Raw genomic sequence first — 22,560 nt, forward strand, 5'->3', positions numbered from 1 at the left:
GAAAGGAAGAGAGGAGGAGATTCTGGTCAGCGCGGCGGCAGACAGGCAAAAAAAAGCACCGCTTGTTGCGGTGCTACATTAAATCACTATGGACAGACAGGGTAAATGTACAGGAAGTGAAAAGGGTAGCTTAACTACCATGGTCTGCAAACACAGACCAATTGCAAACACAACAACACAACATCACAACCGTAAGCCAAAAGCTTGTTGGAACACGCATTCCAAAAAAAGCTCTTCGTTCCGGCTCAGGAAGTGCCGCCACTATAGGTATTTGCTGGTAGAACCTCAACGGACAAATTATAATGGCTCAGATAAAAAAAACTAATAGGTTAACTGTTGTTTCCTGTTTGTTAAAACGCCTTAACATCTAAGCCAGAATAACCATGTCAAAGCGATTACCGCCCCTGAATGCATTACGTGTTTTTGATGCAGCCGCACGTCATTTAAGCTTCACTCGCGCAGCAGATGAGCTTTTTGTGACGCAGGCCGCAGTAAGTCACCAAATCAAGTCACTAGAGGATTTTCTAGGGCTGAAGCTGTTTCGCCGCCGCAATCGATCGCTGCTGCTGACGGAAGAAGGCCAGAGCTATTTTCAGGATATTAAAGAGATTTTTTCGCAGCTGACCGAGGCGACGCGTAAACTGCAGGCGCGAAGCGCGAAAGGGGCCTTAACGGTGAGTTTATTGCCCAGTTTTGCGATCCAGTGGCTGGTGCCGCGACTCTCAAGCTTTAACTCAGCTTATCCGGGGATTGATGTCAGAATCCAGGCCGTGGACCGTCAGGAAGACAAACTGGCGGATGACGTCGACGTGGCGATTTTCTATGGCCGCGGCAACTGGCCAGGTCTGCGCGTCGAAAAATTGTACGCCGAATATCTGCTGCCCGTCTGTTCGCCGGCGCTGCTGACCGGTGACAAAGCATTGAAAACACCTGCGGATCTGGCGCAACATACGCTGTTGCACGATGCTTCCCGCCGCGACTGGCAAACTTATACCCGTCAGCTTGGTCTAAGCCATATTAATGTGCAGCAGGGGCCTATTTTCAGCCACAGCGCGATGGTGCTGCAGGCGGCTATTCACGGGCAAGGGGTCGCACTGGCCAATAATGTGATGTCCCAGTCCGAAATCGAGGCCGGCCGGTTGGTCTGCCCGTTTAATGATGTTCTGGTCAGTAAGAATGCGTTTTATCTCGTTTGTCATGACAGTCAGGCTGAACTGGGTAAAATAGCCGCCTTCCGACAATGGATACTGGCGAAAGCGGCGAGCGAACAAGAAAAATTTCGTTTTCGTTACGAACAATAAATGATTGTAGGGTAAAAACATGACCAGCCGATTTATGCTGATATTTGCCGCGATAAGCGGTTTCGTCTTTGTTGCTCTGGGCGCCTTTGGCGCGCACGTTTTAAGCCGGACGTTAGGCGCGGCGGAAATGGCCTGGATTCATACCGGGCTTGAATACCAGGCCTTCCATACGCTGGCTATTTTTGGTCTGGCGGTGGCGATGCAGCGCCGTATCAGTATCTGGTTCTACTGGAGCAGCGTCTTTATGGCGCTCGGTACCGTTTTGTTCAGCGGCAGTCTCTATTGCCTGGCGCTGTCGCATTTACGCCTGTGGGCGTTCGTAACGCCGGTAGGAGGCGTGAGCTTCCTCGCCGGTTGGGTTTTAATGTTAATTGGTGCAATTCGTCTGAAACGTAAGGGCGTTGTTCATGAATAAGGTTGTCCTCTATTGTCGCCCCGGGTTTGAGAAGGAGTGCGCAGCAGAAATTACCGATAAGGCCTCCCGCCTTGAGGTGTTTGGTTTTGCCCGAGTGAAAGAAGACTCTGGCTATGTCATTTTTGAATGCTATCAGATGGAAGATGGCGACAAACTGGTGCGTGAACTGCCGTTCAGCTCGCTGGTTTTCGCCCGTCAGATGTTTGTGGCCGGTGAACTGCTGCGCGACCTGCCGCCGGAAGATCGCATCACGCCGATTGTCGGGATGCTGCAGGGCGTGGTCGAGAAGGGCGGCGATCTGCGGGTGGAAGTGGCCGATACCAATGAAAGCAAAGAGCTGATGAAGTTCTGCCGTAAACTGACGGTTCCGCTGCGCGCTGCGCTGCGTGAAGCGGGCGTGCTCACCAACTATGAAACGCCGAAGCGCCCGGTAGTGCATGTGTTCTTTATTGCCCCCGGCTGCTGCTATACCGGTTACTCGTACACCACCAACAACTCGCCGTTCTATATGGGGATCCCGCGTCTGAAGTTCCCGTCTGATGCGCCGAGCCGTTCTACGCTGAAGCTGGAAGAGGCGTTTCACGTCTTTATCCCGGCAGATGAGTGGGACGAGCGTCTGGGCAACGGGATGTATGCGGTGGATCTGGGGGCCTGCCCCGGCGGCTGGACCTATCAGCTGGTGAAACGCAACATGTGGGTCTCCTCCGTGGATAACGGCCCGATGGCGCAGAGTCTGATGGATACCGGGCAGGTGACCTGGCTGCGTGAAGATGGCTTCAAGTATCGCCCAACGCGCAACAACATCTCGTGGATGGTGTGCGATATGGTGGAGAAACCGGCGAAAGTGGCGGCGCTGATGGCGCAATGGCTGGTGAACGGCTGGTGCCGGGAAACCATCTTTAACCTTAAGCTGCCGATGAAAAAGCGCTATGAAGAGCTGTCGCGCAACCTCGCCTATATCCAGGAGCAGCTGGATGAACACGGGATTAATGCCCAGATCCAGGCGCGCCAGCTGTATCACGATCGTGAAGAGGTGACCGTTCACGTCCGTCGCCTGTGGGCGGCCGTTGGCGGTCGTCGCGACGAACGCTAAGCCCGCGTCGCGTCCCGGATAACGGCTTCGTTATCCGGGCTCTCTTCTCTCTTGCCTCGCCGGCTATTTTGCCGCTATCTGCGCATCCGAAAGAATGTGTGTCACATCATCCAGGTGACCAATACTGGCCTCCCCCGAACGATTAAACTTACTTTTGTCGATCAGCAGTAGCGATTGCGCCGCGCGTTTGAGCAGCAGCGATTTAAAATCGGCGTTCACCGTATTTGAATCCCACAGCGCGCCGTGGCTATCGATGCCTTCGCAGGAAAAAATAAACAGATCGATCTCCAGCGATTTGAGCTGAGAGATCAGCGAAGGGCTGACGTAGCAGCCATATTTGCGCTGGAGCGTGCCGCCGGAACAGGTGAGCTGAATGTTTTCGCGTTTGCTCAGCTCCTGGCAAATCGGCTGGCTGTTGGTAAAGACGTGCAGGTTGATATCCGGCAGCTGGCGGGCCAGATACCAGCAGGTGGAGCTGGCGTCGAGGGCAATCACCATTCCTTCGTCAATCCAGGCCAGGGCGCCGCGGGCGATATCCGCTTTATGGGCATAGTGGCTTTTGAGGCGAATATGGAAAGGATCGCCGCTGTCCTGGCTTTCCCGATGAATGATTTTGACCCGACCGTGGTTACGCAGCACTTTTCCCCGCGATTGTAGCTCGCTCAGATCGCGACGAATCGTCTCTTTACTGACGTTGAGCTGTAGCGATAAGGCTTCCGTCGTCAGGCTGCTATGGTTGATCAGCAGGTCTATTATCGCTTGCTGGCGTGCCGCTTTCATGTTCTCACCCTGTCATTCGATGAGCGTCCGCATCAGGCGGACGCTCCGGCATGAGATTACGGCGTTACCCCTTTTTTTAAAAGAATATTCCCGTACTTAGCGCGTTCGCCTGTGATAACGATCGCAAAGGCTTTTTGCGCCCGCTCATAGAAGGCAAAGCGGTCGATACGGACGATATCCGGACAGGGACCCTGTGGTGAGAGCGCGTCGCGATAGCGCATTTCCACCTGCGGGTCGAGCGTATCGCCTTCGACCGCCGCCATCATGACCAGCGGCGGTGCATAGCTGTCGAGCTCAAACAGCGGAATGACCGCGCGTAAGAGATCGCTAACCTGCAGGCCATCGGCGCGCAGCACCTGAGGCCCGATGCTGTGGGCCGGGAAGTGCGCATCAGAAAAAATAATCTCATCCCCGTGGCCCATCTCGGCCAGGACCTTGAGGAGTTGAGGGGAAATGAGCGGAGAGATCGTTTTTAACATTTCATACTCCCTCTGACAGTTCGGGTTCGGTTTGCGGGTAGAAGTAGCGGTACTGATAGTGGACCTGTGAGCGGGCCTGCCCGGCGCTGGCAAACTCGCCGGCGCCTGACCAGGCGTACATCGCAGCCCCTGACACGGTGGTTTCGGCGTCATCCAGCACCTTAATCGGTATCTCGAGCATGTCGGCTTTGATTTGATTCCACAGCACGTTGCGACTGCCGCCGCCGACCAGCAGCAGTTCTCTGGCCTTAAAGTGGCCGATATTTTCCAGGGTGCGCAGGTTATTTTTCAGCTGGCGGGTTAACCCCTCCAGCGCCGCGCGATAAAAATGGCCGCGGGTCGTATTGAGCGTGACGCCTTGCCAGCCCGCATTCTGGCAGGCCAGCAGATCGCACTGCATCTTCACGCCTTCTGCGCCGGCGGGAATCAGCCGCGCCTCATCAATCAGCGTTTGCCAGGGCGTCTGGGGCGTCCACAGCAGCTGACGAACCCACTCCAGCACCCCGGAGGCCAGCCACTGCATCCCGGGATTTGTCAGCCCGGCCCGGCTGTCCAGCTCGCAGGTTGAGCCGGGATACTGACTAAGCAAGGCGGTGTTGACCTCGCCAGTACGTACCATCAGGATTTCCCAGGTTCCGGAGGAGAGCACCGGTTCATCCTGCTGGGCACCGGCGCCAAACAGCGCAAACTGCGTGTCGTGACCGGCGGAGAACACCGGGAGGCCGGCGGGGAGTCCCAGCCGCGCGGCGGCATCGTAGCGGAGCGAATCTATCCTGTCTCCCGCTTCGACCAGCGTAGGGAACAGACGACGCGGTATCCCGGTAGCCTCCAGAATCTCGGGGCTGAAATCCCGCTGATGAATATCCAGCATCTGGCTGGTGCCTGCCATAGTGATATCGGTAGTGAAGGCCCCGGTTAAACGGTGATTGATCAACGAGGAGATAAACAGCCAGGCGTGCGCCTTTGCCAGTAGCTGCGGGTGATGTTCCTTCAGCCACACCAGTTTATACAGGGTATTGAAGCTGAATGCCCCGACGCCGGCGATCTCCTGCAGGCGCTGCGGGGCAATCAGCCGTCCGATGTTCTCCATCACCGCGAGCGTGCGCGGGCATTTCCAGCTGATCGTCGGGTAGAGCAGTGCGCCGTGCTCATCGACCAGCGCGCCGTCAACGCCGAAGGTGGTCACCGTGATGCCGCGAATCCGGCACGCGGCCAGTTCGGCCGAGAGGCGCTGACAGCAGTCGGCGAAGCGTTGCAGAATAGCCTCCAGCGACCACTGGTGCCACGCGGGGTTCTCCGCGGCGCGCTCGCTGGCGTTGGCGGTTGAGGCCCGGGCGACAATTTTCCCCTGACGGTCAACGGCAATAACCCGCACGTTAGTGGCGCCGCAGTCGAGGACGAGGATGACTTCATTTTTCATAATAACTCCATAAACGTCGCCGGATGGCGCTGCGCTTATCCGGCCTACGGCTGATGTGCCCGTAGGCCCGGTAAGCTTGCGCCACCGGGCAAAGCCGCATTAACGTTTATACAGCGGGCCATAGTTCTGACAGGCGCGATAATCCTGGCCTTCCGTATCCATGCCGTGGGCGGCCCAGCTGGATGGCCGGTAGATTTTGCCCTCTTCCACGTTATGCATGCAGACCGGGATCCGCAGCATGGCCGCGAGGGTAATAAAGTCAGCGCCGACGTGGCCGATAGTCAGCACGCCATGGTTAGCCCCCCAGTTGGCCATCACCGAATAGACGTCGGCAAACGGGCCTTTGCCGGTGAGGCGCGGGGCAAACCAGGTGGTGGGCCACGTGGAGTTGGTGCGGGCATCCAGCTGGTCGTGCATCGCTTTTGGCAGCTCGACGCTCCAGCCTTCGGCAATTTGCAGCACCGGCCCCAGACCTTTGATGAGGTTGACGCGGGTCATGGTAAACGGCACGCCGCCTTCGGTCAGGAAGCGCGAAGAGTAGCCGCCGCCGCGGAAGTATTCATGAATCGCCGGACACCATTCGGTTGCCGCCAGGCAGGCATCCGCCTCTTTCTGCGAAATCTCCCAGTGCGGTTTCATCGTTGGTTTACCTTCTTCATCCCGCTGTTGGCAGGAGCCGTCCAGCGCGGCGGAGCCCGAGTTAATCAGGTGAATAATGCCATGTTCCGCCAGCCCGGTGAGCGGCTGACCGGTCACCCGCTCAACCGCATCCGGCGACCAGTAGGTGCGCACGTCGGCAAACACCTGCGCGGTACCGGTCAACTGGTGGCCCATCAGCATCGCTACCCCGTTGAGGCTGTCGTTCTCGGTGGCGACGACAAAAGGCTCACGCACGCCGTTCCAGTCGAAGGAGCTGTTGAGCAGCGCCTCGGCGGTGTCACCGTTCGGGTATTGATCGGTCCAGTGGCGCTGGCCCTGGAAGCCGGCGGCGATGGCGTTGTAGCCCAGCGACTCCTCGACCAGCCCTTTTTCTGCCAGTTTCTCGTTGCCCTGCATCATGTCGCGAATACACATCGCCATCAGCAGGCTCTCTTTCAGCACCGCGCGGCTCTGTTCTTCATCGCGCTTATAGTGCTGCGCGTTCTGGTCCTCGCCGTAGCGGAAGTTTTTGTCCGCCCAGGCCAGCGCCATTTCCAGCTCAACTTCATCATAGATTTTCTGGTCGATGCGGCGGCGCAGTTCGGTCATATCAACCGCCTGGACCTTCATCCCCAGCCAGGATTCAAAGAAGTTATGGTCGACGATGGAGCCAGCGATGCCCATCGAAACGCCCCCCACGGAGAGATAGCTTTTCCCTTTCATACTGGCAACGGCAAGCCCGGCGCGGGCGAAACGCAGCAGCTTTTCCTCAACGTCGGCAGGGATGGTGGTGTCGTCGGCATCCTGGACATCATGGCCGTAGATCGAGAACGCCGGGATCCCTTTCTGACTGTGGGCGGCCAGCGCGGCGGCCAGATAGACGGCGCCGGGGCGCTCCGTGCCGTTAAATCCCCAGATGGCCTTCGGGCGCAGCGGATCCATGTCGATGGTTTCGCTGCCGTAGCACCAGCAAGGGGTGACGGTGATCGTCACGCCGACGTTCTGGCGGCTGAACTTCTCCTCACAGGCGGCGGATTCCGCCATACCGGCGATGCAGGTGTCGGCAATCACGCACTCGATCTGCGCGCCGCAGGCATGACGGAGCTTCTCGCTAATCAGCGCGGCGGTGGCTTTTGCCATATTCATGGTCTGCGCTTCCAGCGACTCGCGTACACCCATCCGACGTCCGTCAATCACCGGGCGAATACCAATTTTTGGTAAGCTGATTCTTTTCATTACAGACTCCTCACGTTATTCGGAAAATGTTCAGTTCGTTGCCGCTTGTGAACGGAAACGGGCAAAAATAAAGATGATGGCAAAGCACAGGGCCGGAACCAGTTCAGCGGTGGGGATGTTGCCGGCGGCATCGCTGACAAAGCCCATCACCGGCGTGACGATCCCGCCGCCAATAATGGTCATGACGATAAACGACGATCCGTATTTGGTGTCCTGTCCCAGATTCTTGATCCCCAACGAGAAAATGGTCGGGTACTGAATGGACATGAACGCGCTGCACAGCGTCAGAGCCAGCAGGCCGATATGCCCGCCGCTCAGGGCGGAGATCAGGCACAGCACCATCGACAGCAGGGCGTAGGCGGCAAGGACTTTATGCGGGGCAAAGCGGCTGATAAGCCAGGTCCCGCTAAAGCGGCCAATAAAGAAGCACACCATCGTGCCGGTCAGGTAGTTGGCGGCGAAACCTGGGGTCATGCCGGGAATCTCTTCAATGGCATAGCGGATCAGATAGCTCCAGCAGGCGGTTTGCGCGCCGACGTAGCAGAACTGCGCCAGGACCGCCCAGCGCCAGTGGCGAATGCGGGCGAGGCGGCTGAATGAGGCCACGAAGGAGCTGGGTTCGCTTTCATTGTGGTCGTCGCTTTGCAGCGCCGGAAATTTTGTCAGCATAATCAGCAGAGCGACCAGCAGCACCACGGCGACGATAATCATGTACGGGGTCTGGACCGACAAGACCAGGCTGTGTTTATAGGCGCTGAGCTGCTCGGGCGCCATTTTATCGAGCACCTCCGGCGATTGATGTGGCACATGAGACAAAATAAGACTTTGCCCAAATACAACGGCAATAATGGCGCCGAAAGAGTTAAAGGTTTGCGCCAGATTGAGACGGAAGTGGCCACCGCTTTCCGGGCCTAATACCGTGACGAAAGGGTTTGCTGCCGTTTCAAGACACCCGAGACCGGCGGCAATAATAAAAAGTCCGATGAGAAATAAAGTATAATTCATAATTTCTGCGGCGGGCCAGAATAACGCGGCGCCGAACGCATACAAAAACAACCCGGTAATTATTCCGGCTTTATAACTGAGTTTTTTCATCAATATTCCGGCGGGGATCGGAATGACAAAGTAACCAAAATAAAATGCCGACTGAATCAGACCCGCCTGGAAGTTAGTTAATGTAAAGGCCTGTTGAAACTGGGGTAGCAAAATATCATTGAGATTGTTGGCGACAGCCCAAAGAAAAAATAATGAGCACAGCAAGGCGAATGGAATAATGTAGCGCTGACGTTGACCGACATCCACCGCGCGAAAACTCTGCGTTTGTATTGTTGTATTTCCCATAGCATCCTCATCAGTTCAGAAGCGTGTTCAGCATTTCAGGCGTGCGGTTGGCATGACTCACCAGACCGTCAACCGGGTGAGTTCCTGTGCCGACGTCCTCGTTATTCTCAGCCCGCCGCAACAGCGTCTCTTGAATAATTAGGGGTGTGTGAATGAACTCATGAGGTCATTTTCAAATAAAAAAGGTCTTTTAATATGATAACGGTCACACTTCGCCCAATAACGGTGGTTTTATGTGATTGCTATCACTTTAATTTCTGCAAAACAATGACCGTTTGAGTGAAATTAATTTAAAAGCCACAGCGACGTTGCCCGATTTAATTTATTGTGGTGAAAACGGTCAGTTGTTAAATGACAAGTTAAATTGCCCGTTTAGAGCAAGAAAAATAATTACGGGCATTTTTCACGACGGAAAAAGATTGCGACCTGATTAAACCAGGGTAATTAATTGATGGCGGTCACAGAATACGCGAATGTAAATTCCCTTCTGATTATTCAATATGATGATAGCCAGTAAATATAAAACTGACTCAACACGGCCGGAAAGCAACGCGAAAGCGGTTCTGTTGGCCCGGGGTTGAATTGCTGAGAGAGGTAAATAAATGGAACGGAACAGACTGGCGCGGCAGATTATTGATACCTGCCTGGAAATGACCCGGCTGGGGCTGAATCAGGGCACCGCCGGGAACGTAAGCGTGCGTTATGACGGGGGAATGCTGATTACGCCGACGGGTATTCCTTATGAAAAACTTACTGAATCTCACATCGTGTGGATCGATGCCAACGGTCAGCACGAGCAGGGGAAACTGCCGTCGAGCGAGTGGCGTTTTCATATGGCCGCCTACCAGACCCGGCCCGATGCACAGGCCGTGGTGCATAATCACGCGGTGCACTGCACGGCGGTATCGATCCTCAATCGCCCGATCCCGGCGATCCACTACATGATTGCTGCTGCCGGGGGGAACTCCATTCCCTGTGCGCCATACGCCACCTTTGGGACCCGCGAGCTGTCAGAGTTTGTCGCCGTGGCGTTAAAAAACCGCAAAGCGACGCTGCTGCAGCACCATGGCCTGATTGCCTGCGAAGAGAATCTGGAAAAAGCGCTGTGGCTGGCGCATGAGGTCGAGGTTCTGGCGCAGCTCTATCTCAGTACCCTGGCGATCGTCGATCCTGTTCCGGTGCTGGACGACGAGGCCATTGCCATCGTACTGGAAAAATTCAAAACCTACGGGTTACGTATCGAAGAGTGATTCGCAAAGCGAGCGGGAGGCGACGATGGCGAACAGAATGATTTTAAACGAGACGGCATGGTTCGGCCGGGGAGCGGTGGCGGCGTTAGCCGATGAAGTGATTCGTCGGGGGTATCACAAAGCGCTGATAGTCACGGATAAGAATCTGGCGCAGTGCGGCGTGGTCGACAAGGTGACGCGCAGGATGGATGACGCGGGCCTGGCCTGGGAGATGTTTTCCGGCGCGATCCCTAATCCGACGATTGCCGTGGTGCAGGAGGGGCTCGGGGTGTTTCAACGCAGCGGCGCCGACTACCTGATTGCGATTGGCGGTGGTTCGCCGCAGGATACCTGCAAGGCGATCGGCATTATCCACGCTAACCCGGAGTTTGCCGACGTGCGTAGCCTGGAAGGGCTATCGCCGACCCGCAATCCGGGGGTACCGATCATGGCCATTCCGACCACCGCAGGAACCGCGGCGGAAGTGACCATTAACTATGTGATAACCGATGAAGCGCAGCGGCGTAAATTCGTCTGCGTCGATCCGCATGATATCCCTCAGGTGGCCTTTATCGATGCCGATATGATGGACGGTATGCCGCCGGCGTTAAAAGCCGCGACCGGCGTGGATGCGTTGACCCATGCGATTGAAGGCTATATCACGCGGGCGGCATGGGCGCTGACCGATGCGCTACATATTAAAGCCATTGAGGTGATTGCCGGCGCGCTGCGAGATTCGGTAGCCGGCGATAGTCAGGCAGGGGAAGCGATGGCGCTGGGGCAGTACATTGCCGGCATGGGATTTTCCAACGTCGGGCTGGGGCTGGTGCACGGTATGGCGCATCCTTTAGGGGCGTTTTACAACACGCCGCACGGCGTGGCGAATGCCATTTTGTTACCCCACGTGATGCGCTACAACGCCGACTTCAGCGGCGAGAAGTTCCGCGATATCGCTCGCGCGATGGGGGAGAAGGTGGATGGCGTGAGTCTGGAGCAGGCGCGCCAGTCCGCCGTTGATGCCGTCTTCCGTCTTAACCGCGATGTCGGTATTCCCCCGCATCTGCGTGACGTCGGGGTCCGTACAGAGGATATTCCGGCGCTGGCGCAGGCGGCTTTTGCTGATGTCTGTACCGGGGGGAATCCACGGGAGGCCAGCCTGGAGGAGATTATTACCCTGTATCACACCGCGTGGTAGTGCCTCAGGCGGTCACTGCACAGGGCGATGCCGGCATCGCCCTGTCAGTTTGTTTATGCCTGGGGGGCCAGCCGCAGCTGCTGTAAATTGCCGTCGAGCTGTAAATCGGTCTGCAGGCGGGCTATCTCGCGGCAGGTAAAGGCCATCTCTTTATGCTCTTCCAGTTTTTTGCGCCATTTTTCAGGCACCTTCGCCAGCTGAGCATAGATGCCCTCCAGATCCTGATACTCCGTTAACAGCTGTGCCGCGCTCTTTGGGCCAATCCCCGCCACGCCCGGGACTTTAGAACTGCCGATCCCCGCCAGCCCCCAGTAATCAGGCAGCTGCTCCGGCGTGACGCCAAACTCTTTGGCGATGAAAGGGGCATCCAGCCAGCGTTTCTGAAAGTAGTCGCGGATCAGAATCGTCGGCGACAGCAGCTGGCAATAGCCTTTATCGGTAGAGACGATCGTCGCCTGATGTCCGGCATGGGCGACTTTGATTGCCAGCGTGGCGGCGAGGTCATCCGCTTCGTTGCCTGCTAAAGCCCAGCAGCGGATCCCGCGCTGCTCAAAGGCCGCGCGCAGGGCGGGCATTTCGGCTTCGAGGGTTTCCGGCATGGGCGCGCGTCCGGCTTTGTATTCCGGCAGGCGCTGGTGTCGCCAGCCGTGTGCGCGATCTTCGTCATCAAAAACCGCCACGGCATGGGTTGGCTGGCTATGAACGATGAGCTGCTCCAGCGCGTGCAGGCAGGTGTCAACGCAGGGGGATCCCTGCACCGCATGAATACGGCGGATCAGATTGAGTGCGTCGACAATTAACAGATGAACGGCCACAGATACCTCCAGGCGAGCCTGTCGAAACCGGCCCTTATTCACAGAACCTTAAGGGTATCATTGCCGTGGCGGAGAGGCTATCGGCACGGGGGCATTCAGGAAGATGCGCCGCAAAGAGGCTTAATCAGCGTGCAGCAGCAGGCCCGGTTCGCTGTTGGTGGCCTCGCCGTACCAGACCGCTTCGCGGACCGAAACCGGCTTGCCGATCAGGCCCAGCGCATAAAAACGGTCGGCAATGGTTTGCTGCGCGCGGATCACTTTGAGATCCATCATCCGCGGGCGATGGCTGCGGCGGGCCAACGCCAGCGAGAGCGATGCGACGTTAATCCCCAGCTCCGCCGCCAGCAGTCCGGCGGCTTCATCCCGCCGTCGATCGATAAACTGTCCGGTTTGCGTCAGCTCGTGCAGCAGGCGTTGCATGATATCGCCGTGACGCGTTACGTAGTCGCGGCGCGACAGGTAGAACTGATGGTTTTGCACCCGACCTTCGCCGTTGGCCACCACCCGTAACTCCCCGGTGTGTTCGGCGTCGCTTAACAGCGGATCCCACATCATCCAGGCATCCACCGCCAGATAGTCGCTGGCGGTCAGCGGGTATTTGGGCGGGGTGTAGACAATCCTGACGTCATTTAAGCCCAGCCCCGCCTCCTCGAGAATCTGCAGCAGCAGCCAGTGCACGTTTGACCCTTTGTTCAACGCAATACGTTTTCCGCGCAAGTCGGCAATCGTGCGGATCGCGCTATGTTGCGGGACAACCATCGCTACGCTCTGCGGCGCGGGCGGTTCCCACGCCACGTACACCAGTTCGCTGTTCGCGGACTGGGCAAAGACCGGCGGCGCTTCGCCGGTGGTGCCAAAATCGATTTCGTGGCAGGCGAGGGCGTGCAGCAGCTGTGGCCCGGCCGGGAATTCGCTCCACAGCACGCTGACGCCGAGATGGGCGAAGGCGCTTTCCAGGCTCTGTCGGGCCTTTAAAATGCCCAGGTTGCCAAAACGCTGATAGCCAATACGTAGCTCGCGGTCGGCGGAAACGGTGCCGGACAGCGGGCGCGGCGTGGTTTCTACCCGCCGACGGCTTTTAATCAGTCCAATGTTGGCCAGCTGTGTGCGTAAAGTATGGCGACTGATGCCCAGCAGCGCCGCCGCCTGGCTTTGATTGTCATCGCAGTGGGCCATCGCTCCGCGGATCAGCGCCCCGGTGATGCGCTCCCACAGCGCCTCGCCTGGTTGGTTAATTTGCTGATAGATAAAGCTATCCAGTTCATTATCCGTAGCTGTCGCCGGCGTATCGTGCAACGTGCTCAGCCGTAGCTGCGCGGGCGTAATCTCCTCCTCTTTGCTGAGCAGAACCGCGTTATGTAACGTATTTTCCAGTTCGCGAATATTGCCGGGCCACGGATAGTCCATCAGTCTCGCCAGCGTTTCCGGCGCCAGGCGGCGGGTCGGACGACCCAGCCGGCGGGCATACAGCGTTAAAAAGTGATTGGCCAGCTGAGGAATATCCTGGCGGCGCTGGCGCAGCGGCGGCAGCGGCACGATGGCGATATTCAAACGGTAATAGAGGTCTTCGCGGAAGCGGCGTTCGCGGATTGCCTGGGCTAAGTCGACATGGGTGGCGGCGATGACCCGCACATTCACTTTGATGGCCTTGCGCGAACCGACGCGGGTAATTTCCCGCTCCTGCAGCACGCGCAGCAGCTTGACCTGCAGCGGCAGGCTCAGTTCGCCGATCTCATCGAGCAGCAGGGTCCCGCCCTCGGCGGCTTCAAACCAGCCGGGGTGGCTCTGCACCGCGCCGGTAAAGGCGCCTTTTTCATGGCCGAAGAGTTCAGCTTCCGCCAGGCTTTCGGTCAGCGCGCCGCAGTTAACGGCGAGAAACGGCTGGTGGCGACGCGTGCTGTGATGATGAAGATAGCGGGCAACCACCTCTTTACCGGTGCCGGTTTCGCCGACGATCAGGACGGTGGCTTCCGTTGGCGCCAGCTTGTCCAGCAGGCTCTGAAACGCTTTCGACGCCGGGTCGATGAGCACGGGCGTATCGGACAGGGATTCAGGATTGAGCATGGTGGACCTCCGTTAAATGACGCCTTGAACTTATCCTCTGCCGGCGACAGACACCAGAGGGGGACGCCGCCGGTTTGTTGCAAATGCGTCAGTGCCCACGCAGGCGCTGACGCATTTGCAACAGCATGGATGTCGGCTGTGTTTTTTAATTATTTGATTTTATTTGATTTATTTTTATCTCGTCGTTGGCACGATAATCGCTAACACTCATATAACCAAATTAAAACATCTCTTCGATAAATATCGAATATGGTTATATAGGAAATGGATAATGACGCAGAAAGCGAGCGAGAAGATCAATGTGTTCTGGTTTTTGCCCACCCACGGCGATGGCCGTTATCTGGGTACTACCGAAGGCGGCCGCCCGGTGGATTTGCCTTATCTCCAGCAGGTGGCGCTGGCCGCCGATAGCCTCGGCTACTACGGCGTGCTGATTCCGACCGGGAAAAGCTGCGAGGACTCCTGGCTGGTGGCGTCGGCGCTGGCGCCGTTGACCCGTCGCCTGCGCTATCTGGTGGCGGTGCGCCCCGGGCTACAGCCGCCAACGCTGGCGGCGCGGATGGCGGCCACCCTCGATCGTCTGTCGGAGGGACGGCTGCTGATCAACGTGGTGACCGGCGGCGATCCGGTGGAGAACAAAGGCGATGGGATCTTCCTCAACCACAGTGAACGCTACCAGGTGACCCGCGAATTTCTCGACGTGTACTCCCGTTTGCTAAAAGGCGAAAAGGTGGACTATCGCGGGGAGCATATTCATGTCGAAGGGGCGGAAGTGCTGTTTCCGCCGGTGCAGGAAGATGGCCCGCCGCTGTACTTTGGCGGCTCGTCGGAGGAGGCCATTGACGTCGCCGCTGAGCAAATCGATAACTATCTGACCTGGGGGGAGCCGCCGGCGCTGGTGGCGGAAAAGCTGGCTATCGTCCGTGAACGCGCCGCCGCCCGCGGACGTACCCTGCAATACGGTATTCGCCTGCATGTGATTGTCCGTGAAACGGAAGAGGAGGCCTGGGCCGCCGCCGACCGGCTGATTGCCCACCTGGATGATGACACCATTGCCCAGGCGCAGAAGATCTTCGCGCGTATGGATTCCGCAGGTCAGGCGCGGATGAGCGCCCTGCACAACGGCTCCCGCGACAATCTGCGTATTGCGCCAAATCTGTGGGCGGGCGTCGGGCTGGTGCGCGGCGGGGCGGGGACGGCACTGGTGGGTAATCCGCAGCAGGTGGCGGAGCGCATCCGTGAATATCAGGCGCTGGGGATCACTAACTTTATCTTCTCCGGCTATCCGCATCTGGAAGAGGCGCACCGCTTTGCCGATTTGGTGATGCCGCTGCTGCCGCTGGCCAGCAACGCCCAGCCAAAAGCGCGCGGCGTTAATACCGGGCCGTTCGGTGAAACCATCGGCGGCGATAAGCGCCCGGTAAAACAGGTCAGCGCCAGCTGAGCGGAGGTCGCTATGTTTCGCTTCTTCTTTTATAAGGCGGTGACCTATGCCAGCTGAACCTCATATCACGATCGTCGGCGGCGGCTTTAGCGGCGCGGCGGTGGCGATTCATCTGCTTGGTCTGATGCCGGAAGGGCTACGGGTAACGCTGCTGGAGCCGCGTACCGTTCCCGGGGCGGGCGTCGCCTATTCCACCGCTGAACCCAGCCACCGAATCAACGTGCCCGCCTCGCGGATGCAGTTGGCCGGTGAGGAAGAGGGCGCTTTTGACCGCTGGTACCGTAGTCAGCCTGCTTTTGCTGACGATCCGCAGGCGCGGCGTGAAGACGGCTCGCTGTACCCCCAGCGCGGCCAGTTCGGGCGCTACGTCAGCCAGCGTTTTGCCGAGGCGGTACGGACGAGCGGCGGGCGACTGGTTCACCTGCGTGAACAGGCGCTGGATTTTGACGAGAGCGCTATCACCACCGATACCGGTCGTCGGCTGCAAAGCGATCTGCTGATTCTGGCGGTGAGTCATCCGCCGCCGGCGCTGCCGCGGCTGGCGGTGCCTTTTCACGACCACCCGGCGCTGATTGCCAACCCGTGGCGTGCGGACACTCTCACCCCGATCGCCGCGGATGCGCGGGTGGCGGTGATGGGAACCGGGCTGACGATGGCGGATTGCATCGCCACGCTATCCCGGCTCGGCCACCGTGGGCCGATTACCGCCTTTTCGCGCCGCGGTCTGTTATCCCGGGGCAACACCGGCAGCGCTGCGGCGCCCTGGCCGGGTGAGTACGATCAGGGCTCGCTCCGTCAGCGGCTGCGGCTGGTGCGCGCCGATGTGCTCCGCGCGGCAGAGCAGGGGCTTCCCTGGCAGGTGGTGCTGGACGCGGTACGTCAGCAGGGACAGCGCATCTGGCAGACCCTGACGTTTGCCGACCGTCAGCGCTTCCTGCGTCATCTGCGGCGTTACTGGGATGTGCATCGTTATCGCATTGCGCCGCAGGTCGCCGAGGTGATTGGGCAACGTCAGCGCGAGGGGAGCCTGAAGGTGCTGGCCGCGCGGCTGACGGCGCTGGAGAGCGAGGCCCGTTCCCTGACGCTTACCCTGACCTTGCGAGAGGGCGAGCGCATTGCCCTGACGGTCGATCGCCTGATTCTGACTACCGGCCCGGCCCACGGCGGGCTGATCGACAGCCAGCCGCTGCTGCGCGAACTGGCCCGGCGCGGTCTGATTCGCGCCGATAAGCTGGGTCTTGGGCTGGACGTTGATGCTCACTCCCGGGCGATTGGCCGGGAGGGGCGCGCGATACCCAATCTGCTGATCTCTGGCCCGGCGGCTCGCGGCTATTTTGGCGAACTGATGGGGCTGCCGCAGGTTGCCGATCATGCTGCCGCCGTCGCCGCTGAGGCTTTACAGGCGCTGGGGATTGGGCAATCCGCCCGATGTCCCACGATTTAACCCCCCATTCCCCTTATTCCTTGATGTGTTAAGCGTGCGTTCCGTTGACGGAATGCACCGTGGAGAGCGCTATGTCATCACAACGTGAAATTCGCCTGAATGCTTTTGATATGAACTGCGTCGGTCATCAGTCGCCGGGGCTGTGGACCCATCCGCGCGACCGCTCGTGGCAGTATAAGGACCTTGATTACTGGGTTGACCTGGCGCGTCTGCTGGAACGCGGTAAGTTCGACGGCCTGTTTATTGCCGACGTGCTGGGCATCTACGATGTGCTGAACGGCAACGGCGATGCCGCCATTCGCCAGGCGACGCAGGTGCCGGTGAACGATCCGCTGGCGCTGATTACCCCGATGGCGCTGGTGACGGAGCATCTTGGTTTTGGCCTGACCGCCTCGCTGTCGTTTGAGCACCCGTACCCGTTTGCCCGCCGTCTCTCGACCCTTGACCACCTGACCAAGGGCCGGGTGGGCTGGAACATCGTCACCTCGTATCTGGAAAGCGGGGCGCGCAATATTGGCCATCAGGCGCAGACCGATCACGATGCGCGCTATGACTACGCCGATGAGTATCTCGACGTGGTTTATAAGCTGCTGGAAGGGAGCTGGGAAGATGGCGCGGTACTGCGCGATCGCGAGCGCGGGATCTTCAGCGATCCGCAAAAAATTCATCCGATCAACCACCAGGGCAACTTCTTCACCGTGCCGGGGATCCACCTCTGCGAACCGTCGCCGCAGCGCACGCCGGTGCTCTATCAGGCCGGGGCGTCGAGCCGCGGGAAGCAGTTTGCCGCCGGGCACGCCGAGTGCGTGTTTGTCGCCGCGCCGTCGAAAGTGCTGCTCAAAAAGACGGTAGCGGATATTCGCCGTCGCGCCGCCGAAGCCGGGCGCGACCCGCGCAGCATTCTGATTTTCAACCTGCAAACGGCGATCGTCGGTGAAACCGACCGCGAGGCGCAGGCCAAATGGCAGGAGTATAAATCTTATGTCAGCTATGAAGGGGCGCTGGCGCTGATCTCCGGCTGGACCGGGATCGACTTCGGACAGTATCAGCCGGATCAGGTACTGAAATACCTGCATACCAACGCCATTCAGTCGGCGGTTGAAGCCTTTTCCACCGCCGATCCCGATCGTCAGTGGACGGTACAGGCGCTGGCCGACTGGGTGGGGATCGGCGGCTTCGGCCCGCTGATTGTTGGCAGTGCGCAAACCGTCGCCGACGAGCTGCAATCGTGGGTTGAGGAGACCGATGTTGACGGTTTCAACCTGGCGTATGCCGTCACCCATGAAACCTTCCGCGATGTGGTGGAGCTGCTCATTCCCGAACTGCAAAAACGCGGCGTCTTTAAGCAGGAGTATCGCGAAGGCACCCTGCGCGAAAAATTGTTTGGCGCCGGGCCGCGACTGGTGGCGCCGCATCCGGGCGCCGGATACCGGCGTGGTACCCGCATCGATGTCGGGGCAGAGGAGAAGGTGACATGATCGAAATAGACAACCTGCATAAGCGCTATCGTACGGCAGACGGGCGGTTCAGCGAGGTGCTGAAAGGGCTGTCGCTGCGGGTACCGACCCGCTCCATCACCGCGGTGGTGGGGCCGAGCGGCGCGGGAAAATCGACCCTCGCGCGCCTTATCAGCCTGCTGGAGCGTCCCGACAGCGGCAGCATCCGGGTTAACGGCAACGACCTGTCGTTGCTCAGCGGCGAGGCGCTGCGTCGCGAGCGGCGCACGATCGGTACCGTTTTTCAGTCCTCCGCGCTGCTCAGTCGTAAAACGGCCTGGCAAAATATCGCCCTGCCGCTGGAATACCTCGGGGTGGTCGAGCGCGATATTAAAGCCCGGGTCGGCGAACTGCTGGAAAGCGTTGGGCTGAGTCATAAGGCGGACGCCTGGCCGGCGCAGCTTTCCGGCGGCCAGCGTCAGCGGATTGGTATTGCGCGTGCGCTGGCGCTGCGCCCGTCGGTGCTGCTGGCGGACGAGGCCACCTCCGGGCTGGACCCGCAGGCCACCGCCGCGGTGCTCAATTTGCTTAAACGCCTGCGCGATGAGTATCGCCTGGCGATCGTGCTGATTACCCACGAGATGGACGCGGTACGGGCGGCGGCGGATGCGGTGGCGGAAATTCGTGATGGCGCCATTGTGCAGTTTGGTCAGGTGAAAGAGCTGCTGGCGCGCCCGGATTCGCTACTGGGTCAGCAGCTGCTGCCGCTCTCTCCGGTGGCGGCCCATAGCGATCTGCTGTTGCGGTTGAGCTATCGCTGGGATGTGCCGGTGGCCACCGACTGGATCAGCCGCCTGAGCCAGCAGTTTGCGCTGCAGATCGACCTGCTCGGCGGCCACGTTGAGACGATCAACGGCCGGCTGGCGGGAAGGTTACAGGTGGGGGTGCGCTTTCAGGGCGAGCGTCTGCCGGCGGCGCGGGTGCTGGCGCTGCTGGCGCAGCTCGGTATCGCGGCGGAGGTGCTTGACGGCGCGCCCGAACTACAGGAGGCGGTATGAAACCTTCGGTAATCAGCCAGGATACCCCCTGGAGCGAGATCCATACGCTGCTGCTGCCCGCCTACGGCGAAACCTGGCTGATGGTGGCCATTGTGATGCTGTTTGTGGTGACCCTCGGCGGCGTGGTCGGGGTGGTGCTATTCAATGCCTCGCCGCGCGGATTATTCCCGCATGCCGCGCTGTACCGGGTGTTGAACTGGGTAGTGAATATGGGGCGCTCTCTGCCGTTTCTGGTGCTGATGGCGGCGATTATTCCTTTCACCTTCTGGCTCACCGGGACGACGATTGGCATTCCGGCCGCCGTGGTGCCGATGATTGCCGCCGGGGTGCCATTTTTCGGCCGGCTGGTGGAAAACGCGCTGCGCGAACTGCCGGCGGAGGTCACCGCCGTGGGGATCGTCTGCGGCGGCTCGCGCTGGCAGATTATCCGCAGCGCCCAGCTGAGTGAAGCCCTGCCGGCGCTGGTGGCGGCGGTGACGCTCAACCTGGTGTCGATGATCGAATACTCCGCCATTGCCGGCACCATCGGCGCGGGAGGCATCGGCTATCTGGCGGTGGTGTACGGCTACCAGCGCTTCGACAATCACATCATGATCGCCACCATTATCGCGCTGATCGCCACTATCCAGCTGATTCAATTTTTCGGTGACCGTCTGGTCAACAAACTTCGCCACACGCAGGGGATCGCTTCATGACAACAGAACAGTTTGAGTTACGTAAGGCCCGACGCTGGCCGTGGCTGGCGGCGCTGGTAGTGATTGTGTCGCTGGCCGTCGCCTTCTGGTGGTGGCGAGGGCAGGCCCAGTCGCAGCAGGTGGTGTTCGGCACCACCCTGAAAATTCACTATGAGCCGGCGATGGCCGGTGAACAGCGAATTATTGAGTACATCGGCCAGCATATTGCGCCGGATTACGGCCTCAAGCTGGAGGCGGTGGGGGTGCAGGATCCGGTGCAGGCGGATCGCGCGGTGGCGCAAGGGGAATATGCGGGAACCATCTATCAGCATCAGTGGTGGCTGAAGCAGGTGGTGGATGCCAACGGCTTCGCGCTTTCCACCACGGTACCGGTGTTCCAGTGGGCCTTTGGGATTTACTCCGATCGCTATAAATCGGTTAAGGATCTGCCGAACGGGGCGACGATCGTGGTGCCGGATGATGGCGCCAACCAGGGACAGGCGCTGTGGCTGCTGCAGCGCATCGGCCTGATTACGCTCGACCCGGCGGTAGAGCCGCGCACGGCGAAGCTGAAAAATATCGTCGGCAACCCGCATCAGTTTAATTTCAAAGAGCTGGACCTGTTAACCATGCCGCGGGCGCTCAATTCGGTGGACGCGGCAATCGGCTATGTCTCGCAGTTTGATGCCGGGAAAGTATCGCGCGATAAGGGCATCTTATTCCCGCCTGCGCCGCGGACTTTTGCGTCGCAGCTGGTTATCGGGACGCCTTATCTGTCGCAGGAGAATATTGTCAAATTGCAGCAGGCGTTTTCCGACCCGCGCATTCAGAGCTGGCTGAAAACCACCGATGACCCGCTGGTTAAGGATGTGCTGGTGCCCGTTTCCGCAGAATAAGTTTGCCAATCGATGACCTTGCAGGACGGGCGGAAGCACGTCCTGTTTTTGTTGTTTTATTTAATTAACTTATTGAATATATTGATTTTTATATGCATTTTTATTGGTTGGGTTTTATCGGCTGACGGCCTATAACTGCGATCACCTGCACAACATAACAAGGTGAAAACATGAGTACGCTGTCTGTTGATAATCCCGGCGTGGCCTCCGCACCGGTGAGTAGCGTCGGGGATGTGGCGCGGCTGATCAATTCGGGCAAGGATCAGGCTAAATATGCGCGGATGATTGTCTTCCTCGCTCTCGGCGGCGTCTTTCTCGACGCCTATGATTTAACCACGCTCTCCTACGGCATCGACGACGTGGTACGTGAATTCCAGCTCTCGCCGCTGCTGACCGGCCTGGTCACCTCATCCATTATGGTTGGTACCATTATCGGCAACTTAATCGGCGGTTGGTTGACGGATAAATATGGCCGCTATTCGGTGTTTATGGCCGACATGCTGTTTTTCGTCGTCTCGGCCATCGCCGCAGGTCTGGCGCCCAACGTCTGGGTGCTGATCGGCGCGCGTTTCCTGATGGGCATCGGCGTGGGCATCGATCTGCCGGTCGCCATGTCCTACCTCGCTGAATTCTCCCGTTTTACCGGCAAAGGCAACAAGGCCGCGCGCCTCGCCGCCTGGTGCCCGATGTGGTACGCCGCTTCAACGGTCTGCTTTCTGATTATCTTCGGCCTCTATTTCCTGCTGCCGCAGGAGCACCTCGACTGGCTGTGGCGCGCCTCGCTGCTGTTTGGCGCCGTCCCGGCGCTGCTGATTATCGCCGTGCGCAGTAAATTTATGAATGAGTCACCGCTGTGGGCGGCAAACCAGGGAGACCTGGCTTCGGCGGTGCGTATTCTGCGCGACTCTTACGGCATTGCCGCCCATGAAGCGCCGGCTGAACGCCCCGCGCCGCCGCCGAAAGTGAGCTTCCGTGTACTGTTTGCAAAGCCGTACCGCGAGCGCACCATCGTCGCCGGGGTGATGAATATCTGTATCTCCTTTGAGTACACCGCCATCGCCTTTTTCCTGCCGTCGATCCTCGCCCAGTTTCTCGGTGCCGGGGTGTTTGAAACCATCTCCGCGTCATTGGGGCTGAACGCGCTGTTTGCCTTTACCGGCGGGCTGCTGGGGATGCATCTGGCGTGGAAATATCCGTCGCGCCACGTGGCGATTGCCGGCTTCGCGCTGCAGTTTATCGCCCTGATTGTCCTTGCTCTGGTCGGCCAGCCGCAGGCCACCGTCGGCGTGGTGCTGGCAATTGCGATGCTTGGGCTGTGGCTGTTTGCCGAGGGTTTCGGCCCCGGCGCGCAGCTGATGATCTATCCGGCGCTCTCCTATCCCACCGCGATTCGCGCCACCGGCGTCGGCTTCAGCCGGGCGCTCTCCGGGATCGGCAGCGCGCTGGCGCTGTTCGTGCTGCCGTTGCTGCAGGCCTCCCTCGGCACGCAGATGTTCTGGGTGGTGTCGCTGGCCGCCATTATTCCGATCTTCTTCCTGCTTGCGGTTCGCCACGAGCCGACGCGTCACGATATTGACGATAGCCACCATTAAGGAACAGAT

19 protein-coding genes are annotated in these 22,560 nt (G+C 59.1%); 12 read left to right on the top strand and 7 right to left on the bottom strand.

Going from position 1 to position 22,560, the window contains the following annotated elements; all coding sequences use genetic code 11:
* Window positions 1-383: 383 nt before the first annotated feature.
* Genes gcvA through rlmM form a run of 3 tightly spaced genes read left to right on the top strand, consistent with a single transcriptional unit; the run spans window position 384 to window position 2,809 of the window.
* The gene (gene gcvA / locus Q1L34_RS04785) at window positions 384-1,301 is read left to right on the top strand and encodes a glycine cleavage system transcriptional regulator GcvA (protein WP_015585849.1); all 918 of its coding nucleotides are present in this window, start codon (window positions 384-386) and stop codon (window positions 1,299-1,301) included.
* Between the two features lie 19 nt (window positions 1,302-1,320).
* Window positions 1,321-1,716 (top strand): DUF423 domain-containing protein, encoded by a 396-nt coding sequence (locus Q1L34_RS04790; RefSeq protein WP_004867038.1) that lies wholly within the window; start codon window positions 1,321-1,323, stop codon window positions 1,714-1,716.
* Window positions 1,709-2,809 carry a 23S rRNA (cytidine(2498)-2'-O)-methyltransferase RlmM gene (gene rlmM, locus Q1L34_RS04795; RefSeq protein ID WP_004867036.1) on the top strand — a complete coding sequence of 367 codons (1,101 nt, stop codon included), beginning with the start codon at window positions 1,709-1,711 and terminating at the stop codon, window positions 2,807-2,809. The genes Q1L34_RS04790 and rlmM overlap by 8 nt, the downstream gene beginning before the upstream one ends.
* Before the next feature lie 63 nt (window positions 2,810-2,872).
* On the opposite strand, the gene fucR is transcribed toward rlmM, so the two are convergent.
* The 5 genes from fucR to fucP form a co-directional block, all read right to left on the bottom strand.
* Complete coding sequence (gene fucR / locus Q1L34_RS04800) at window positions 2,873-3,589, bottom strand: L-fucose operon activator (protein WP_004867034.1); 717 nt, start codon at window positions 3,587-3,589, stop codon at window positions 2,873-2,875.
* A 56-nt stretch (window positions 3,590-3,645) separates the two neighbouring features.
* Window positions 3,646-4,068, bottom strand: a complete 423-nt coding sequence (gene fucU / locus Q1L34_RS04805) for an L-fucose mutarotase (protein WP_004867032.1) — start codon at window positions 4,066-4,068, stop codon at window positions 3,646-3,648.
* A 1-nt stretch (window position 4,069) separates the two neighbouring features.
* The gene (gene fucK / locus Q1L34_RS04810; protein WP_327204378.1) at window positions 4,070-5,488 is read right to left on the bottom strand and encodes an L-fuculokinase; all 1,419 of its coding nucleotides are present in this window, start codon (window positions 5,486-5,488) and stop codon (window positions 4,070-4,072) included.
* 99 nt (window positions 5,489-5,587) lie between these two features.
* On the bottom strand, window positions 5,588-7,363 hold the full coding sequence (gene fucI, locus Q1L34_RS04815) for an L-fucose isomerase (protein ID WP_048023713.1): 1,776 nt from the start codon (window positions 7,361-7,363) through the stop codon (window positions 5,588-5,590).
* A gap of 30 nt (window positions 7,364-7,393) precedes the next feature.
* Complete coding sequence (fucP, locus tag Q1L34_RS04820) at window positions 7,394-8,704, bottom strand: L-fucose:H+ symporter permease (RefSeq protein WP_004867025.1); 1,311 nt, start codon at window positions 8,702-8,704, stop codon at window positions 7,394-7,396.
* Window positions 8,705-9,306: 602 nt separating this feature from the next.
* On the opposite strand from fucP, the gene fucA reads away from it, so the two are divergent.
* Both fucA and fucO read left to right on the top strand, forming a co-directional pair.
* A complete protein-coding gene (fucA, locus tag Q1L34_RS04825; protein WP_004867024.1) occupies window positions 9,307-9,954 on the top strand; it encodes an L-fuculose-phosphate aldolase in 648 nt (215 codons plus the stop codon).
* A 25-nt stretch (window positions 9,955-9,979) separates the two neighbouring features.
* Entirely contained in the window at window positions 9,980-11,128 is a 1,149-nt protein-coding gene (fucO, locus tag Q1L34_RS04830) for a lactaldehyde reductase (protein ID WP_182952209.1), read from the top strand.
* A gap of 53 nt (window positions 11,129-11,181) precedes the next feature.
* Here the strand turns inward: fucO and xni are convergent, their stop codons facing one another.
* Both xni and Q1L34_RS04840 read right to left on the bottom strand, forming a co-directional pair.
* Window positions 11,182-11,943 carry a flap endonuclease Xni gene (gene xni, locus Q1L34_RS04835; RefSeq protein ID WP_004867019.1) on the bottom strand — a complete coding sequence of 254 codons (762 nt, stop codon included), beginning with the start codon at window positions 11,941-11,943 and terminating at the stop codon, window positions 11,182-11,184.
* 120 nt (window positions 11,944-12,063) lie between these two features.
* A complete protein-coding gene (locus Q1L34_RS04840; protein ID WP_004867018.1) occupies window positions 12,064-14,007 on the bottom strand; it encodes a sigma-54-dependent Fis family transcriptional regulator in 1,944 nt (647 codons plus the stop codon).
* Between the two features lie 271 nt (window positions 14,008-14,278).
* Here Q1L34_RS04840 and ssuD point away from each other — a divergent pair, with 271 nt between their 5' ends.
* The 7 genes from ssuD to Q1L34_RS04875 all read left to right on the top strand — a co-directional run bounded on the left by ssuD (window position 14,279) and on the right by Q1L34_RS04875 (window position 22,551).
* Window positions 14,279-15,451 carry an FMNH2-dependent alkanesulfonate monooxygenase gene (gene ssuD, locus Q1L34_RS04845; protein ID WP_100662817.1) on the top strand — a complete coding sequence of 391 codons (1,173 nt, stop codon included), beginning with the start codon at window positions 14,279-14,281 and terminating at the stop codon, window positions 15,449-15,451.
* Window positions 15,452-15,497: 46 nt separating this feature from the next.
* The gene (locus Q1L34_RS04850) at window positions 15,498-16,895 is read left to right on the top strand and encodes an FAD/NAD(P)-binding protein (RefSeq protein WP_064367858.1); all 1,398 of its coding nucleotides are present in this window, start codon (window positions 15,498-15,500) and stop codon (window positions 16,893-16,895) included.
* 71 nt (window positions 16,896-16,966) lie between these two features.
* Complete coding sequence (locus Q1L34_RS04855; RefSeq protein WP_004867015.1) at window positions 16,967-18,373, top strand: LLM class flavin-dependent oxidoreductase; 1,407 nt, start codon at window positions 16,967-16,969, stop codon at window positions 18,371-18,373.
* Window positions 18,370-19,389, top strand: a complete 1,020-nt coding sequence (locus Q1L34_RS04860; RefSeq protein ID WP_004867014.1) for a methionine ABC transporter ATP-binding protein — start codon at window positions 18,370-18,372, stop codon at window positions 19,387-19,389. Before Q1L34_RS04855 ends, Q1L34_RS04860 begins: the two co-directional genes overlap by 4 nt.
* Window positions 19,386-20,084, top strand: a complete 699-nt coding sequence (locus tag Q1L34_RS04865) for a methionine ABC transporter permease (RefSeq protein WP_004867013.1) — start codon at window positions 19,386-19,388, stop codon at window positions 20,082-20,084. The genes Q1L34_RS04860 and Q1L34_RS04865 overlap by 4 nt, the downstream gene beginning before the upstream one ends.
* A complete protein-coding gene (locus Q1L34_RS04870) occupies window positions 20,081-20,959 on the top strand; it encodes a MetQ/NlpA family ABC transporter substrate-binding protein (protein ID WP_069476471.1) in 879 nt (292 codons plus the stop codon). The genes Q1L34_RS04865 and Q1L34_RS04870 overlap by 4 nt, the downstream gene beginning before the upstream one ends.
* A 170-nt stretch (window positions 20,960-21,129) precedes the next feature.
* On the top strand, window positions 21,130-22,551 hold the full coding sequence (locus Q1L34_RS04875; protein ID WP_004867011.1) for an MFS transporter: 1,422 nt from the start codon (window positions 21,130-21,132) through the stop codon (window positions 22,549-22,551).
* The last annotated feature ends 9 nt before the right edge of the window (window positions 22,552-22,560 follow it).

The sequence above is a fragment of the Klebsiella ornithinolytica genome (assembly GCF_030505655.1).
GTDB classification, from domain to species: Bacteria; Pseudomonadota; Gammaproteobacteria; order Enterobacterales; family Enterobacteriaceae; genus Klebsiella; species Klebsiella ornithinolytica.